We start from the raw sequence: 13,861 nt of genomic DNA on the forward strand, positions 1-13,861 counted from the left end.
TCTCGGCTAGCGCTCCGGATCAGTGATCCGAAGTTCGCCATCGACCTCGTAGAGCCACCCGGAGTTAAGCAGCCGTTCGATGGCATACTCCGTGTCAGCTGGTTCATCCGGAAAGTCCTCATGAGTGAGCAAGAGGTCTTGAGCCTGGTCGTGAGAAAGTTCAGTCTGCTGATCCGGTGTCCCCGACACAAGGATCTGATAGGCGTCCTCGATCCAATCGGGCAGCGACCGGGGCTCGTTTGACCACATCGACGGCTCTCAGATAGCTAGTACTTCGTGTCGCAGCCAATTAATAGGCGCTGTCTTAGCGTGTCATAAAACAGTTCACAAGGTGTTGGTTTCAGAACCGTCGGAGATGCATCCCCTGCTCAGTGAATCTGCTTATTCAGAGAGCTATTTAGTGGGGATCACTGATGGTCAGGAAATTCATTCAAACACCTCTTTCACATTCGGGGAGCTTTATGTCCAAAGCAGAACAGAACTAGTTATGAATAGACGGCAGCTTCTCTCTGCGTCGGCACCACTTTTCGTCTTGGGGGCGGGGTGTCTCGACCAACCGGATGACTCGACTGATGGTGGCTCCGGACAGAGTGGCTCGGGAGCGGGGGTCAACGACGCGAAGCTCAAGCTGGAGAAATACAAGGACCACGAGAAGGCAATAGACGATGGGTATCAAAATATCGACACCTGTATCGGGGGATTGGGTACCCCATTCGTAAAAGAGAATGTTCCCCAGGTTTCCTACGATATGCCAAATGCACTCTTCTATGAACGAACAGACACTAAGCAGTACGAACTGAGAGGAGCTGAATGGTTCGTCCCTACGAGTGACGTCGAGGATCCGCCTGCACTCTTTGCTGGTGACGACCGACGAACCTTTCGTGGACCGATGAAGGGCCATTATTCAGACCAGCCCAGACACTATGGACTCCATGTCTGGCTATTTACCGAGAATCCGAATGGCCAGTTCGCCAACTCCAATCCAAATCTGACTTGTTCGGACTGATTGCGAAAGCATTCTGTACATTGGGCGATTGGGGAAGTCAGAAGATTGGTGTGGCAATCATTCTATGACACCTTGGCTGTCTGGGAACTACGTGGTACGAGCTGTTCCACGACCCCGAAGTCGATTGTAGCGATACAGCTGGATTACGAAGAATCGTGAACTGGCTCGGGGATGCCAACCGCGCTGAACCGGACGTCAACGGCGCCACAGCCAGCGCAGTCGTCGACGAACGCACAGACCTGCAACGAGGTCTCTAACTCTCGGAGGGCCCCACACACCGAACACTCGTACGAGGTCCGATATCGAACGGGTATTCGGCTATCTTTTTCTTGTGTGTGAGGCGCTGTTGTCGACGATGGCTCTCGGTTGTTTCCGGGTGCCGTGTCCGATTGGCTTGGATCGGACTGGTCGGGCGAACCGTGCCACACGTCGTCGGGGAGACTGTCGTAGAGTCGATCGGGGTCGCCGTCGGTATCATCTACGGGGACAGCGTCAGCTGGTCGTGTTGGTTCCGCTGATTCCTGGTGTGTTGCTGAACCAGCATCGTCGGCGCCAGTAGAGTGGTCAGTCGGTGGGAAGGCTGTCGTCGACGCGCTGATCGCGACGTACTCCGTACTGTCGTGGAGTTCGCCATCGATTGCAGCGGCGAGTTCAGCGAGGGAGTTCGCGATCTGTGGCTCGGCATGGTTCTCGACACCCGTCTCGAATAACCAGTCGCGAAAGGCGGTTGCTGTTTCAACGTCGAGCGTAAACGATGGGGTTGGTGACATCAGTGACTCGCTCCATCCCCCTTGGGAACGACAAACCAGCGCTCGCCTGCCAGCGTTCAACGGCCGAGTGACCGTACACTGTACTGAACGGTGTAGGCACGGAGATAAAGCAGTAGTAGATCCCCTGTATAACGCTATCAGGTTGTGGCTGCCGGCCGACCGGAGGGAGGCCGGGAGCGGAGGGTGGGGGGGTGGGGCGTCCACTGGGCGGTGGTCGCAAGAAAAAACGAGGGAGGAGTTCGCTCAGTGCAGGGTGTCCGGCTCCTGGTCGAGGATGACACCCGGGTCTTTCGTTCCGTGTCGGGCCTCATAGGCGTCGACGAGCTCGCAGTTGTACCGACTGATCCGGCTCATCGATGTCTCTAGGACCGTACTGGTCGCCTCCGCGACCTGCCCCTGGGTGAGATGCTTCTGGGGCGTCAACCGATCCGCACCATAGAGTGCCGCCGCCGCGATGGTGAGCCGCGACGTCCCCGGCCCGACCGGCTCTTGATCGCCCAGCTTCATGAGGTGGTGTGCCAGCCGCCACGTCCGCACGGCTGCACTCCCCGGGATGGCGTCGTCATCAAGTGCGTCCACGACCGTCATCACCGCGTTCGGTCGGGTAACGGGGACAGTGTCGACCCCAAGTTCACACCGAATCTTCCGCGCCGCGGCACACACCCGCTCGTGAGGTGCCTTCGTGTAGGTCGCCACGTCGACGTCGATTGCCTCGCGCTCAATCCGCGACTCGCGCGCTGCGAGGAGCATGGCACCGCCCGCGAGTGCCTCCCAGGCCATCCGCCCGCCGGCCAACCGCGCCTCTGAGGCGCGTCGGAGGTATCGTGCCGCCGTCTTGACGACGTGCCCCGGCAGCCCCAGGTTGCCGCCGATCATCTCGATATCGCGCAGCCCCTCGTTGAGCCGCTTCGTCCGCTTGCGACCCTCACCGAACTGGTAGCGCTTGTGCCACTTCCGGAGGCGCTGGAACTTCTTCCACTGCTTGTTACTGAGCGGATTTCCGTGTCCGTCAGTACTCTTCGTTATCTTCGTGTGGAGGCCCTTGTCCGTCCGCAGCGGGTCCACCGTCTCGATGCTCTGCTCAGCGTTCCCGACCATCCCCAGATCGCCCAGCGTCGGGCTCCGATCGACCCACTCGGCCGCGACGACCAGGCCACAGTCCGCACAGAACGACTCCTCATCGTGGGTCACAACCCGACCTTCACACTCCGGGCACGCCGACCGGGCCGCTGGCTCTCGCTCGACGACCGACTTCTCGGACGCCTCATTGTTCTCGGATGCCTGTTCGACCGAAGATTCATACCGTACAAAGCTCGTACTTGACATTGGTTCTTGCACCGAACCTGAAGGCGCTCACGCGCCCGACACCGCGATGCTGCTACATCGCGGATTTCCTCGACGACAACCCGACAGACTCGTCTGCGCGCTCTCGCTCGCGCCTTCGCGAGCGCCCTGTGGGCGCGAGCGAGAGCGCGCCCGAGGCGGACGACCATCCAGCACCGCGCGCCGACCCGCCCGGAGCGAGCGGCCAGCGCATTCCCCGTTCGCCGCGACGCAACCACGTCCGTCGCGGTCGGCTCTGCCGAGGTCATAGGACCCGAACGGGTGAAGCGCTGGCGTCGAGGGCACATTCATTTTAGCCCGGAACGGGCGCGGGCGGTGCGGAGAGCGCCCGCACGCCCGGAATGGTCGGTCGCGAGCGACGCGGAGGGCGGCAGCGGCGAGCGGGGCGGGCCGCGACGACCCACCTAGCTAACCGATTCCGACACTCGAGGAACCAGCCGATCTCCTGGTGGACTCAGAAAGGGCGAGGACGACTCGGTCGTCCCCCGACCCCGCAAGCACCGAGCGACGAAGGAGCGAGACGCGCAGCGGCGTTCTCGTGAGCGCAGCGAACGAGGGCCAGCGAGACGCAGTCTCGCGCGGTCGCGGGATGCCGAGCGGCCGAGGGCTTTCGAGGGCGTCCACTCACTGTATTTATCAGGTCCGGTGGCGCTATGTTGGATATGGGATTCGGACCGAGCATTTCGGTTCCGACCATAACGGGAACACAGGTCGTCTACCCAGCACGGCTCCTTGCAGCGTGGGCCGTACTCACTGTCACGGGGCTTGTCCTTGAACGCGTCATCCGCCGGATCCAATACTGGATTGTCAAGATTACTGGAACGCATACGTTCGGCTGGTACTCGTTCCTTCACAGCGATCACCAAGACGACTTGAGAGAGACGGAGACGTACACGGTTGCGGATCTCAAGGACCGACTCGACTGGGAACGCAAGTGGTGGCGTCGAACAACACGACGAGGCGTCCGCGCCGTCGTGATCGCGCCGGTGGTCGAGGAACTCACGTTTCGCGGCGGCCCATACCTGCTGGCGGTAACCTTGGGCGTCGCTCAACTCCCACTGTTGGTCGCTGGGTCAGTCCTGTGGGCGTACCTCCATACCCGGAATCCACGCCGCTACCGCCGGGGAACCCTCCCAGTGTTCGTCAGCGGATTGCTGAGCCTGTATCTGTGGCTGATAGGGCTCTGGTGGCTGGCGATCCTGGTGCATGCAGGCAACAATCTGGTGGCAATAGCGCTGGAAGCTAGCGAGAAGTGGTGGCGGCGCTGGCAGCATTCGTTCTCACCAGGCGAAGAATACACCGTGACAGTCGACGACCGGAGCCCACAACCGGATCGTCATGGCCTGTATCGAGCGTACACACCGGCTGAGGAGACACTCCACGTCGCCGACGTCGAACCAGGTGAGACGACGCGGGTGCGAGTGGCAACGACGGTTGGATTCCACGGCTACGCGTATCCCATCACCGAATCGGGCCAAGCCGACTAAACTGCCTTAACCAACAGTAGAGTGGAATGGCTGCCAGTGTTGGTTAATAGAACGATGGTCTGGCGATAGCATCAACCACACCACCGCTTCCTGAGCTTCGGTAGATACCACAGGGCATACCCCATGAAGGATCGCCGATCGCCGCGGAACGGGTCCGTTACGCGGGGACAAGTTGCTCGGACAGCGCCTTGATGTGGCGCCCAATGGTGTCCGCACTGGCGTTGACATCGATGTAGACGTCTTCGGCGACCTCCTCCTCCCGGGTCATCTCCGAACCGTCCTGATGGTAGGGAGCATTGTTGACGATGTACCGGTTGGTCGCAGACGGGAGTGCAATGGGCAGATCCTCGGTGGTGAGGTAGTCACGCTCGGCGAGGAAACGGACAAAGTCGCGGTAGTTCTGTGCGGCACTCTTCTCATCGTTCAGGCGGACGTTGCCATGTCGGTACTCAATGCCGAGGGTGGCGGCGACCTCATCCCAGAAGTCCGCGCGTGGGCTGGCGAGGTCGGTGATCGCGTCGGCCTCCAGTTCCAGGTGGATCTTACCGTCCTCGGACTCTGAGATCGAGCGCGTCACGAAGTCGGTCTCAAGGGGGCTGCCGTTCAGCTGGTAGGTGTTGATCGTCACCTCGCGCTCCTCCCCGGTGATGGGGTCGGGGCGGCGTTCGGTGAGGGTCAATGTGCGGGCGTCGGGGTCGATGGTTGCGTGGTACATCTTGAATCTCCTCAGACACGAGCGTTATGTGGATTCCGTGTCCATATGTGTACACACCATACACATATATAAATATGCTGATTGTCGTGGGGGTACGGCACGACTGCGAACGTGTCGCAGCTGGCCGAAGCACGGGGCGGAGTATCGTGGTAACTCAGCGCAAGAGGTAGAACGCGCCAGCGCGTCTCGAAACCCCCTGGAGAGCAACGATCCGACCATTTCTCCGTGGCACGAATCGCAACGGATAATTGTTCGAGACAGTCTATATGAATCACTATAGGAATTTCTAAACCAAACGACTGCGAGTCGACAGAGCCCCGGCAGCCCCCTCCACCGTTTCCGGAGCTTTGGCTGTCTTCGGCTTGGCGACACAATGCTTTTCGATCCTCTCCGAGAGAAGAGAATATGCGCCGTCGTACCCTCCTCGCGACCGCCGCCACGTCCCTCCCCGCAGTAGTCGCTGGCTGCACCAGTCCCGGTGGGTTGGGTGGAAGCAACGCCGCTGCAGAAGCCCCTACAGCACGCCTCGAACTGACGACGATTGCCGACGCGAAACTCCCGACGAAGGTCCTCTATACAGTCCGCCCTGCTGAAGGCAACGACGAAACGGCACAACTGTTCGATCGGATTCTCGACGGTGGCACGACAACGAAGGCGACACGGCCGCCACTGCCCGAACAACAACATATCGCCTACCAGGACGGCGTCTACGAGCTGACGTACGAGGTGATCGAGGAAACGCCGGCCACCAGGTACTCTGTGAAGGTGGATATCGTCACAGACTCAGTGATCGAGGCCGAAGCCATCCAGTTCGCTGCTCTCCCCGAGGTCGATCAAGAGGAATTTGCCGCCCACGGACTCGCGGATGGTGACCCGGTTGGAATCGGGACGACGTTCCTCTATACGGATGCCGAACGCGAGCAATCCGTCCTTGTCCCCGAGTCGGAGTACTCGTATATCATCTGGGACGACGGGACCGAAGCCGAATGGGTCGTCGACGACGCCTACGACACGACGCTGAATACTTATCGCTACACGGCCGACCAGGTGGCAACAGCCGCCGAGTACGGCCAACAGATGCGCGAGCGGTTTACATTCGAACTTGCGGACCTTCCAGACGCCCAGCAAGACATCGTCGAGACGGCGATCACAGACGGCCCGTACGTCGTCGGCCCCGACGAAACGCCGTCTGATGCGCTTGTGGCGCTCGCCAATCGATTTCGCGGCCACGAACAGGCCCACGGACTCGACGAAGACGGCGAAGGCGATCTGAGCGGCACGTATCTGGTTCGGTACCAGGGCGACGTGTACTGGACGACGCTCGTCGTGCAAAGTGACGCCCTCACAACGACGGAGAGGTGAACGAGAGGGGTGAACGAATCACTGGCGGGATAATCGTGGGTCTGAAGTCGCAGAAATCCATTGGACAACGTCGGAAGTCGACTAGAAGACCGCCCTGTGCGAAGGCCCTGAGTAAAATAAGCGGCGTACGCGAGTCGCTACGACACATCGGGGGTTGCGAACGGGATGACGGCCTCCCGAACGAACCGAGAGTATTCCTCGACATCCATCTCAGAGGGCTCGTAGATGGCGAGATACCCACTCTTGGTGATGAAACCCCGGAGCTCGCGTTGCTCCCACTCAAGATCTTCAAATCCTAAGAGTATATTCGGATGGTCACGAACATCATCCGGAAGATCAGTTGCATGCTGAATGTCCCCGACAGCGGTGATGTGATCAACATTCGATCCCTGATCAGTACCTGCCATATTCATCTCCGCAGAGGGATTCGCTTTGGCAAATTCGACGACATCGATGAGAGCCTGTTGAACTGAACCATCCATCGCAAAACTCAGGAGTTCGCGAGCGGTATCATCTCGGGTACTCTCAGTAATGACGAATTCAGTACTGACCTCGAAGAACTCGGTGTCTTCAACTTGCTTTTCAGTCACCTCACGATCGATCTCAAGTTCCCCATCAGCGTTGATGTGGCGAGTTTTGATCTCCGCCAGATCCTCTCTCATCGTGCGACCCTGACGAATAGTCAGCCCGCTAAACGTCTCTTGACCACCACGCACGCGCAAAGCTGAGCGGAGCGTTTCGCCATTCTTCTGTCGCTCAAGCGGGAACGGTTCGGTGTCGATTTGACTCCCTTCAACTACCAAATTGATGGCACCTGATTTCATGCTATCACGCTACCTCTTTCTTAAGAGGGGGTGGATAATATAGATTATTTTATTGTCAAGTAAGATTTGGATACGGTTGAGTGTAGGGTAGGAAGTGGCAATTTACACACAAAGATAATACCCTACGGTTGAGTATAATCAAGGAAATGACCGTCAACCCGCCGGCTCAAGCGGTCTCCGACGATGAGCTCATAGAGGCGGTGAGGCAGGTCTGTGAGAAGCGCGGACTACCCGTTGCTCCAACCCGATTGATCGAGGAGGTGGACGGAATCGATATCCAGCAGCAGACTATCAAGCGACGACTGGACAAGATTGATCACCGTGTGAATTCACTCAAGGTTGGTCGGGGGAAGGTGTGGTGGGTTCCTGACGACGAGGAAGTGGAAGGCGAAGTTGATGTCTCCGCCATCAATTGGGCGCAAATAGAGCCTGAAGAAATACCACCGCAGAAGATCGAAGACCATCCGGAATTCAATATTCCAGATTACTGGGAGTCGTGGACGGAGCGAGCTAATACAGTGGTGACGATTGCCTTCCCGCCAACCTTTGTCGGTTTCATCGTGTTCGCTCTCCAAGATGCAAATATACCCGTCGTCGGAGGAATTGGCAGGGATGCTGCCACACTAGGGGCGCTCGTAACTCTGGCAGGACTATTCTTCATCGTGATCGGTATCTTGATCGGCATTGCTGCAAAAGCCGGAGCATTCTTAGCCGCCCATGGTGTTGACGAACAGGTCCAAACTGCGAGATCTAAGATTGTGGGTACAATCAAAGACCGAATCCCTCTGTCCGTTTCTTGGAAAAGCTAGCATCTTCGCCGGATACGAATACTGCTCAGTTTATCTTACCAAACACTTGCCCAGATCTGAGAGTCCATATTTGGTAAGACCCGACGCGACATCCAGCTGTTCAAAATAGGACAGAAATTGACTTTCCGACTTTGTTAATGGAGTCGGAAACTCAAAGTGGCTGGCGAGGGTTCTCGTGGGTAACTGTATATAAACCGATGTCCACCAACACGAATTCGGAAACTCAGCCGAACGAACAGGCCGATGTCTGGCTCACGCCCGACCAGGTCGACGCGATGCGCGATGTAGCGATCGACACCGGGGCCAAGTACCTCCGACAGCGTAACGAGGCCATCATCACGTTGCTCGCGGATACCGGGCTCCGCAACGAGGAGCTCACGCAGCTGACGGTCGAGATGTACCTGCGTGACCAGGGAGAACTCTACCTCCCGAAAGAGATCCAGAAATCGAGTCACAACGGCCGCTCTGATTGGCCACGATCCCACCATCTCGAGCTCGACGTCGACGGAACGCTAGGTACCCAGCGCTCCCTAAACAGTTACCTCGACAATCGATGGAAGGAGAGTCCCTATCTATTCCCGAGTCGCCAGAAAGAGCAGATCACGACCCGGTCAGTCCGGAATCTCGTTAAACGCGCTGCGGTCGAAGCTGATGTGCGTCCCTACAAATACGAGAATGGGGACTTCGGACGCGGTGACCCCCAGGACGTCCATCCTCATGTCCTCCGCCACAGTCTCGCCTACCGGCTCCTGCACGAGCGCGACGACGATAAGTTCGATATCTACTTTGTCCGGAATCGGTTGCGGCACGCCTCCCTCCAGACGACGCTCCGAGAGTACGACCACTTCCGCACAATCTGATAATTTGTGGGACAAATACTATATTTGGCTGAGACGCCACATAGAGGTAATCAACAAATTTATAGTGGGTTAGGCCAAATAAAGAGTTAGATGCCACAGAAGAACTACTACGAGGCGGCGCTGGCCATCGCAGCCATAGAGATGCAGCAGATCACGCCCGCGCTGCAGCTCGAGGAAACGGCTTCCCGCGAACCGAAGCGAGAACAAGAAACCAGCGTCGAGGCGTGTACTACCCGGCGGTTCGTAGATGAACAAATCGCGAGGAAGGGATCATACCACGGTCGCCACCCCGACGACATCTACATCACCGCCCCAGCCCTCGCAGAAATCCTCGATGTTTCAGACGAAACAGCCCGCCGACGTCTGAAGTACTTCGAAGACCAGGGAGTGCTTCGCGTCGCTGCCGATGCGGGAGAGAAGCGGCTGTACTACGAGATGGTCGACGACATCACCGGCGTCACTGAGGAGAACGTGCGCTCGGAAAGCACGATCGTTGACACCGCTAAGCGACTGCTCGCGGCCGCGGAGGAGCGATAACAATGAGTCACGAGACAGCACTTGAACAGGATGCCCGAGAGAAGCTGACCGCCGGCCAGAGGGTGACCGCAGTCATCCTCGAAACCGATGTTGATGACGACGGGAAGGCACTGACGAAGATTGAGAACATCAAGACGTTCGTCAGACCTGGAGAGTATGAACTAGAGTGGGGCGACACGGTCTGGATCAAGATCGTCGACGTCGGTCGGTCACATGCTGAGGCCCTCGTGCTTTCGCGGGCTACGTAGCCATCTCTCTATATGGTGCCATAGACGAGTCAAAAACAGGGATCGGAGTTCAGTCCCAGCTCGATCGATACCGTTCCCGAACCTCATCGGCCTTCGCTCGCCACCGGCGGATCGACCCGCGCGGCCGTCCCTCGAACAGTTCGGGGGCCTCCTCGACAGAAATCTCCGTGACGTAGTGCATCCTGTGAGTCTTGATGTGGATCTTCTCGCCGTCGACGTGGTCTGCACTTTCGCCTGCGCTATACGGATGAGACTCGATATCTGAGTGGGGTGGCACGATGCCGATCCGAACGATGTTGTCAGTCACCTGCTCGTAGGCCGCACAAACGATCCCCCCGTTCTTTTCAATCCGCTTCATCGCGTTGATGTCCTTGACAGCTCCCTCACCGTGGGGTTCGTAGACCGACTTGTGGGTGATCGGACCCACACCCCAGTCGATACCGAACCGATTGTCGCCGAGCAAGTTCGCGATCCCGTCCGAGTCGAGCGCGAGTTTGTGGCGCACGAAGTAGACGGGCAGTTCCTCAAGGTCGAACTCGTCTTCGACCACGATCCGCAGTTCTCGGTCAGCAAACCGTGAGCCGAGCGTCGCGCGACCCCGACCATCCGTCGTGGCTTCCATCGAAATTGGGATTCGTACCATCTCATACGCCACTACTACACCCTATTATAAAAAATTATTGCCCACAAATTCTACCGTATACCTGAAACTCCCTAATAACTGTTTTCAAGGCATTCTATAGTGGTGTAGAATAGAGAAACGTTACACAGAGTGTGTCAGAAGCGTCGCGATCTGTGGGTTCAGCGTAGAATCAACGGCACACAATACCGGGGAATGTTACATAAGGCAGTCGGCTACGAGCCAGTGGACGACAATCTCGGCAAAAAAAGGAGGTTGTCCGTGGCTACTCCCAAGGGGCCAGAAGGCTCCAGACCCAACGGAGTCCGGCTGCAGTTTCCTCAGCAGCCCATCGGAGCAACCTGAAGATACTTTCTACGAGCCAGTTGAGGAACGGCTGGATGACAGTGGCCCAGAGATTCTGGCACCCCGCAAGCAACGAGGCGACGGCAGCAATCGCGATCTCCTTGAGGTAGAAGAGGAGCGGTGTCAATACGTGGACGACGAGCCACTTCCCACCCCGCTTCACGTAGGGCGACGACTTCTCGACGGCACGTCCCGCGGTGTCCTTCCAGTTACGTAGTCCAGTCGCCGTACTCATTTCTCAAGTTCAAGCAACCGCTCAAGCGCCAAGTCCCGAACTTCACTGATGTGGTCGACCATTTCGTTTTCGGTGTTGATCTGGTACATCGGGCCGCCTCCGACCTCACGCGTCTTGACGACGACACCCATCTCACACAGGTCGTCGATGTTCTCGTAGACGGTACTCCGGGCAACGTCGCCAATATCAGCGATATCACTCACGTTCAGGTCACGGTCGCGCTCGCTCAGGAGAGCCCAGATAATCTTCACCTTGCCAGACGCCCCGAACACATGGACGAGTGGTTCATTTCCTGAGTACTGTTCGTCGTTGTCTCGTCCATCACGCTTGATTTCGGTCGACATCACACTACGGTGTTGTAATGGCACGCTATAAAGTAGTTGGGTCATACTACGACCCTGTTGGATTTCACAACAAACATTAAGTGAGGGGGCGTTCTATATGCCCTTGTGACCGCCCGGGAAATACACACCAAGGTCATCCAAAAGCTTCTCTACCAACGCCGCTTCGCGGCAAATCCCGTTACTCCTGCCGCCGTTACTAACTGGTTTCCAGCAGGTGAAAGGGAGCGGGTCGAGCGAGAGATCGAACGGATGACCGCCGACCCAGACGCTCCACTCCAACCAGTACAGGACGGCCCGCAGGTCTGCTTGCCGAGCATCGACGAGGTGCTGCGCTACCTCGACAAGCAGGGCGCCGACATCCCCTCCGGGCTCGAAGTCTTCGTGCAGTCTCTTCCCCTCCATGAGTCACGAGTTTAGCATCATTCGCGAGGAGAACGGCGACCAGCCCAGCGTCGACGACCAAGTGACCGTCGCGCAAGCCCTCTACGACGAGGGCGTCCTCTCCGAGGAAGAGGCGCTGAAAGAGGACGAGATCGCGGAACTTCTCGAGGAACGAGGGGACGAACTGGAGTATAAGCTCCGGACGTCCCTCGACAACCTCCGCGACATACCGGTAATCGTGGGCTACTTCCCGCCCGGGTCGAGATACGTCCCGATCAGCGAGCGACGGGACGAGATCGTCTTTGGAGAAGTCGAGGAAACCGTACGCATCGACCGAGAGGCCCTCCTTGACCACGTTCACGATGACGATCCGGACGACGAAGAGGAACTGCCGCTGACCGCCGATGGCCGCGGGATCACGGTGCGAGAAGTGATCGCCGACGATGCGGACATCGATCCCGAGAAGGTCAAGCACTATCTCCGCAACGGCAGCCGGGACACCCAGCGCGAGCGGCTCAACGACGCCATCGACGCGATCGTCGACTCTGACGAAGTGACGAAACGCGACGATTACGGGAAGGTCGTGTTCCGCCACAAGGCCTACCGCTACCACCTGATCTGACAGGGTACTCTCTATGTTCCATACGACCCCAAAGCCGACAGGCGATCGATTGAAATTGAGTGAGTGTACGTGAGTCTCGTGAGTCTATTCCGGAAAGCGATTGGAGATTTTCGTTATAACAAAGCCGCTGCTTTTGCCCACGGACTGCGAGTGCTGACGACAGGTATCGGTGGAGCCGTCGCTGGGCTCAGCATTCTCGCCTACTTCGATATCATTCGGCCTGTCCAAGTGCTACAGGCAGCTGGATACGCAACCCTCCTATTCGTGATGGACTACGCGCTCATCAGAGACCTCGCCTTCGGGCTCCGGTTCATCGCGCCCGATCTCTTTGGCTTTCTCAGCCTCTCAACCATCGTATCCGGAGTAACCGCAATCGGGGCACTGTCCATCGCCTGGCGCTGGCATCGATCTCAACGATAGGCGTTTGATACTCCACTTGAGTGGAACTGCTGGGACGGACGACAGCTATACTAATTCCTATAGGAATTATATTAGGGATAGCTATAGGTCTATGCCGGGCCGCTCACGGTGATTACAATCAGCCCGATATATCATATGTCGCTATACGGAATAGCGAGGGGGTGCTACAGGTTTCTCTATAGGGAAAGCTATAGCTTAGAGGCCCTTGGTTGCCTGTTCGCGGGCCGCCTCCCGAACTGCCTCGAACTCTTTGGGAGCTGCCTCCTGGAACCCGAGACGGAGTGCAAGGCGAAGGATCTCACTCCGATCGACGGCCCCCTCCTCGAGATCGAGCTGACGCTGAAGCGCGTGGCCGACTTCCTCCAAGCGGTCAGGATTCTCTTCAAGTGCGCGAATAAATGCCGCAAGAGGCCCATCCCACACGCTGATAGTCTTCTGTTTGTCGCCGGCGTCGATAGCCCCCAACTCATCGAGGATGTCCTCGACGAGATCGCGCTTCGCGTCTTCGGCAGCCGCCTCTTCGATTCGGTCACCATGGGACGTCTGTTCGCGAAGGGCCGCGAGATCGTCGTCGTCTTCAGCCATGGTGTTCACCTCCGAGCCGTTCGACAAGCGTTTCAGCGGCAGCGAGATACGCCTCACGGGCCCGGCGTGCTGTCGTCGACGGCTCTTCGAGCGCAAACGCAGTCTGGCCGCGGTCCGCAGCGTTCCGAATGTCTTGCGAATACGGGACGTAGTCGGGCGCGATAGCGTCCGGATACTCCGACTCAAACGCGTCCAAATATTCCTCGGCGAGATTCGTTCGGGTATCGACCTTGTTCGGGAGCACGAGCGCGAGCTCGATGTCGACGGCGAAATTGTCGGCAATCTTCCCGAGGTCGCGGCGTAGCGCATCAGCCTGCTCAGCCTCGA

Annotated in this window: 19 protein-coding genes; 10 read left to right on the forward strand and 9 right to left on the reverse strand. The window is 58.0% G+C overall.

Annotated elements, in window-relative coordinates; translation table 11 throughout:
* Positions 1-6 precede the first annotated feature (6 nt).
* The gene (locus NDI79_RS23150; protein WP_257301190.1) at positions 7-249 is read right to left on the reverse strand and encodes a hypothetical protein; all 243 of its coding nucleotides are present in this window, start codon (positions 247-249) and stop codon (positions 7-9) included.
* Positions 250-355: 106 nt separating this feature from the next.
* Here NDI79_RS23150 and NDI79_RS23155 point away from each other — a divergent pair, with 106 nt between their 5' ends.
* Entirely contained in the window at positions 356-1,006 is a 651-nt protein-coding gene (locus NDI79_RS23155) for a hypothetical protein (RefSeq protein ID WP_310930986.1), read from the forward strand.
* 1,013 nt (positions 1,007-2,019) lie between these two features.
* Here NDI79_RS23155 and NDI79_RS23160 read toward each other — a convergent pair.
* A complete protein-coding gene (locus NDI79_RS23160) occupies positions 2,020-3,102 on the reverse strand; it encodes a transcription initiation factor IIB (RefSeq protein ID WP_310930988.1) in 1,083 nt (360 codons plus the stop codon).
* 680 nt (positions 3,103-3,782) lie between these two features.
* Between NDI79_RS23160 and NDI79_RS23165 the strand changes: the two genes are divergently transcribed.
* Positions 3,783-4,607, forward strand: a complete 825-nt coding sequence (locus tag NDI79_RS23165; RefSeq protein WP_310930990.1) for a CPBP family intramembrane glutamic endopeptidase — start codon at positions 3,783-3,785, stop codon at positions 4,605-4,607.
* A gap of 157 nt (positions 4,608-4,764) precedes the next feature.
* Here NDI79_RS23165 and NDI79_RS23170 read toward each other — a convergent pair whose 3' ends face one another.
* Complete coding sequence (locus NDI79_RS23170; protein ID WP_310930991.1) at positions 4,765-5,322, reverse strand: hypothetical protein; 558 nt, start codon at positions 5,320-5,322, stop codon at positions 4,765-4,767.
* 405 nt (positions 5,323-5,727) lie between these two features.
* On the opposite strand from NDI79_RS23170, the gene NDI79_RS23175 reads away from it, so the two are divergent.
* On the forward strand, positions 5,728-6,684 hold the full coding sequence (locus tag NDI79_RS23175) for a hypothetical protein (protein ID WP_310930993.1): 957 nt from the start codon (positions 5,728-5,730) through the stop codon (positions 6,682-6,684).
* 137 nt (positions 6,685-6,821) lie between these two features.
* Here NDI79_RS23175 and NDI79_RS23180 read toward each other — a convergent pair whose 3' ends face one another.
* Complete coding sequence (locus NDI79_RS23180) at positions 6,822-7,508, reverse strand: hypothetical protein (RefSeq protein WP_310930994.1); 687 nt, start codon at positions 7,506-7,508, stop codon at positions 6,822-6,824.
* Between the two features lie 146 nt (positions 7,509-7,654).
* Here NDI79_RS23180 and NDI79_RS23185 point away from each other — a divergent pair, with 146 nt between their 5' ends.
* The 4 genes from NDI79_RS23185 to NDI79_RS23200 all read left to right on the forward strand — a co-directional run bounded on the left by NDI79_RS23185 (position 7,655) and on the right by NDI79_RS23200 (position 9,962).
* Positions 7,655-8,317, forward strand: coding sequence for a hypothetical protein (locus tag NDI79_RS23185; protein ID WP_310930996.1), 663 nt, complete (start codon positions 7,655-7,657; stop codon positions 8,315-8,317).
* A 197-nt stretch (positions 8,318-8,514) separates the two neighbouring features.
* Positions 8,515-9,177 (forward strand): tyrosine-type recombinase/integrase, encoded by a 663-nt coding sequence (locus NDI79_RS23190; RefSeq protein ID WP_310930997.1) that lies wholly within the window; start codon positions 8,515-8,517, stop codon positions 9,175-9,177.
* Between the two features lie 90 nt (positions 9,178-9,267).
* Positions 9,268-9,714, forward strand: a complete 447-nt coding sequence (locus tag NDI79_RS23195; protein WP_310930999.1) for a DeoR family transcriptional regulator — start codon at positions 9,268-9,270, stop codon at positions 9,712-9,714.
* Positions 9,715-9,716: 2 nt separating this feature from the next.
* Positions 9,717-9,962 (forward strand): hypothetical protein, encoded by a 246-nt coding sequence (locus NDI79_RS23200; RefSeq protein ID WP_310931000.1) that lies wholly within the window; start codon positions 9,717-9,719, stop codon positions 9,960-9,962.
* 49 nt (positions 9,963-10,011) lie between these two features.
* Here NDI79_RS23200 and NDI79_RS23205 read toward each other — a convergent pair whose 3' ends face one another.
* From NDI79_RS23205 to NDI79_RS23215, 3 genes are all read right to left on the reverse strand, one after another.
* A complete protein-coding gene (locus NDI79_RS23205; RefSeq protein WP_310931002.1) occupies positions 10,012-10,512 on the reverse strand; it encodes a hypothetical protein in 501 nt (166 codons plus the stop codon).
* Positions 10,513-10,867: 355 nt separating this feature from the next.
* Positions 10,868-11,182, reverse strand: coding sequence for a hypothetical protein (locus tag NDI79_RS23210; protein WP_310931003.1), 315 nt, complete (start codon positions 11,180-11,182; stop codon positions 10,868-10,870).
* Positions 11,179-11,526 (reverse strand): winged helix-turn-helix domain-containing protein, encoded by a 348-nt coding sequence (locus tag NDI79_RS23215; RefSeq protein WP_310931005.1) that lies wholly within the window; start codon positions 11,524-11,526, stop codon positions 11,179-11,181. The genes NDI79_RS23210 and NDI79_RS23215 overlap by 4 nt, the downstream gene beginning before the upstream one ends.
* Positions 11,527-11,631: 105 nt before the next feature.
* On the opposite strand from NDI79_RS23215, the gene NDI79_RS23220 reads away from it, so the two are divergent.
* The 3 genes from NDI79_RS23220 (at position 11,632) to NDI79_RS23230 (ending at position 12,949) form a co-directional block, all read left to right on the forward strand.
* A complete protein-coding gene (locus NDI79_RS23220; protein WP_310931006.1) occupies positions 11,632-11,943 on the forward strand; it encodes a hypothetical protein in 312 nt (103 codons plus the stop codon).
* Positions 11,927-12,529 carry a hypothetical protein gene (locus NDI79_RS23225; protein WP_310931007.1) on the forward strand — a complete coding sequence of 201 codons (603 nt, stop codon included), beginning with the start codon at positions 11,927-11,929 and terminating at the stop codon, positions 12,527-12,529. Before NDI79_RS23220 ends, NDI79_RS23225 begins: the two co-directional genes overlap by 17 nt.
* A gap of 150 nt (positions 12,530-12,679) precedes the next feature.
* Positions 12,680-12,949, forward strand: coding sequence for a hypothetical protein (locus tag NDI79_RS23230; protein ID WP_310931008.1), 270 nt, complete (start codon positions 12,680-12,682; stop codon positions 12,947-12,949).
* Positions 12,950-13,144: 195 nt separating this feature from the next.
* Here NDI79_RS23230 and NDI79_RS23235 read toward each other — a convergent pair whose 3' ends face one another.
* Both NDI79_RS23235 and NDI79_RS23240 read right to left on the reverse strand, forming a co-directional pair.
* Positions 13,145-13,534, reverse strand: a complete 390-nt coding sequence (locus tag NDI79_RS23235) for a DUF8115 family protein (protein ID WP_310931009.1) — start codon at positions 13,532-13,534, stop codon at positions 13,145-13,147.
* Positions 13,527-13,861 (reverse strand): ParA family protein (locus NDI79_RS23240; RefSeq protein WP_425499667.1); only part of this gene is annotated, 335 nt, incomplete at its 5' end. The genes NDI79_RS23235 and NDI79_RS23240, both read right to left, overlap by 8 nt.

The sequence above is a fragment of the Halogeometricum sp. S3BR5-2 genome, assembly GCF_031624635.1.
GTDB lineage: Archaea > Halobacteriota > Halobacteria > Halobacteriales > Haloferacaceae > Halogeometricum > Halogeometricum luteum.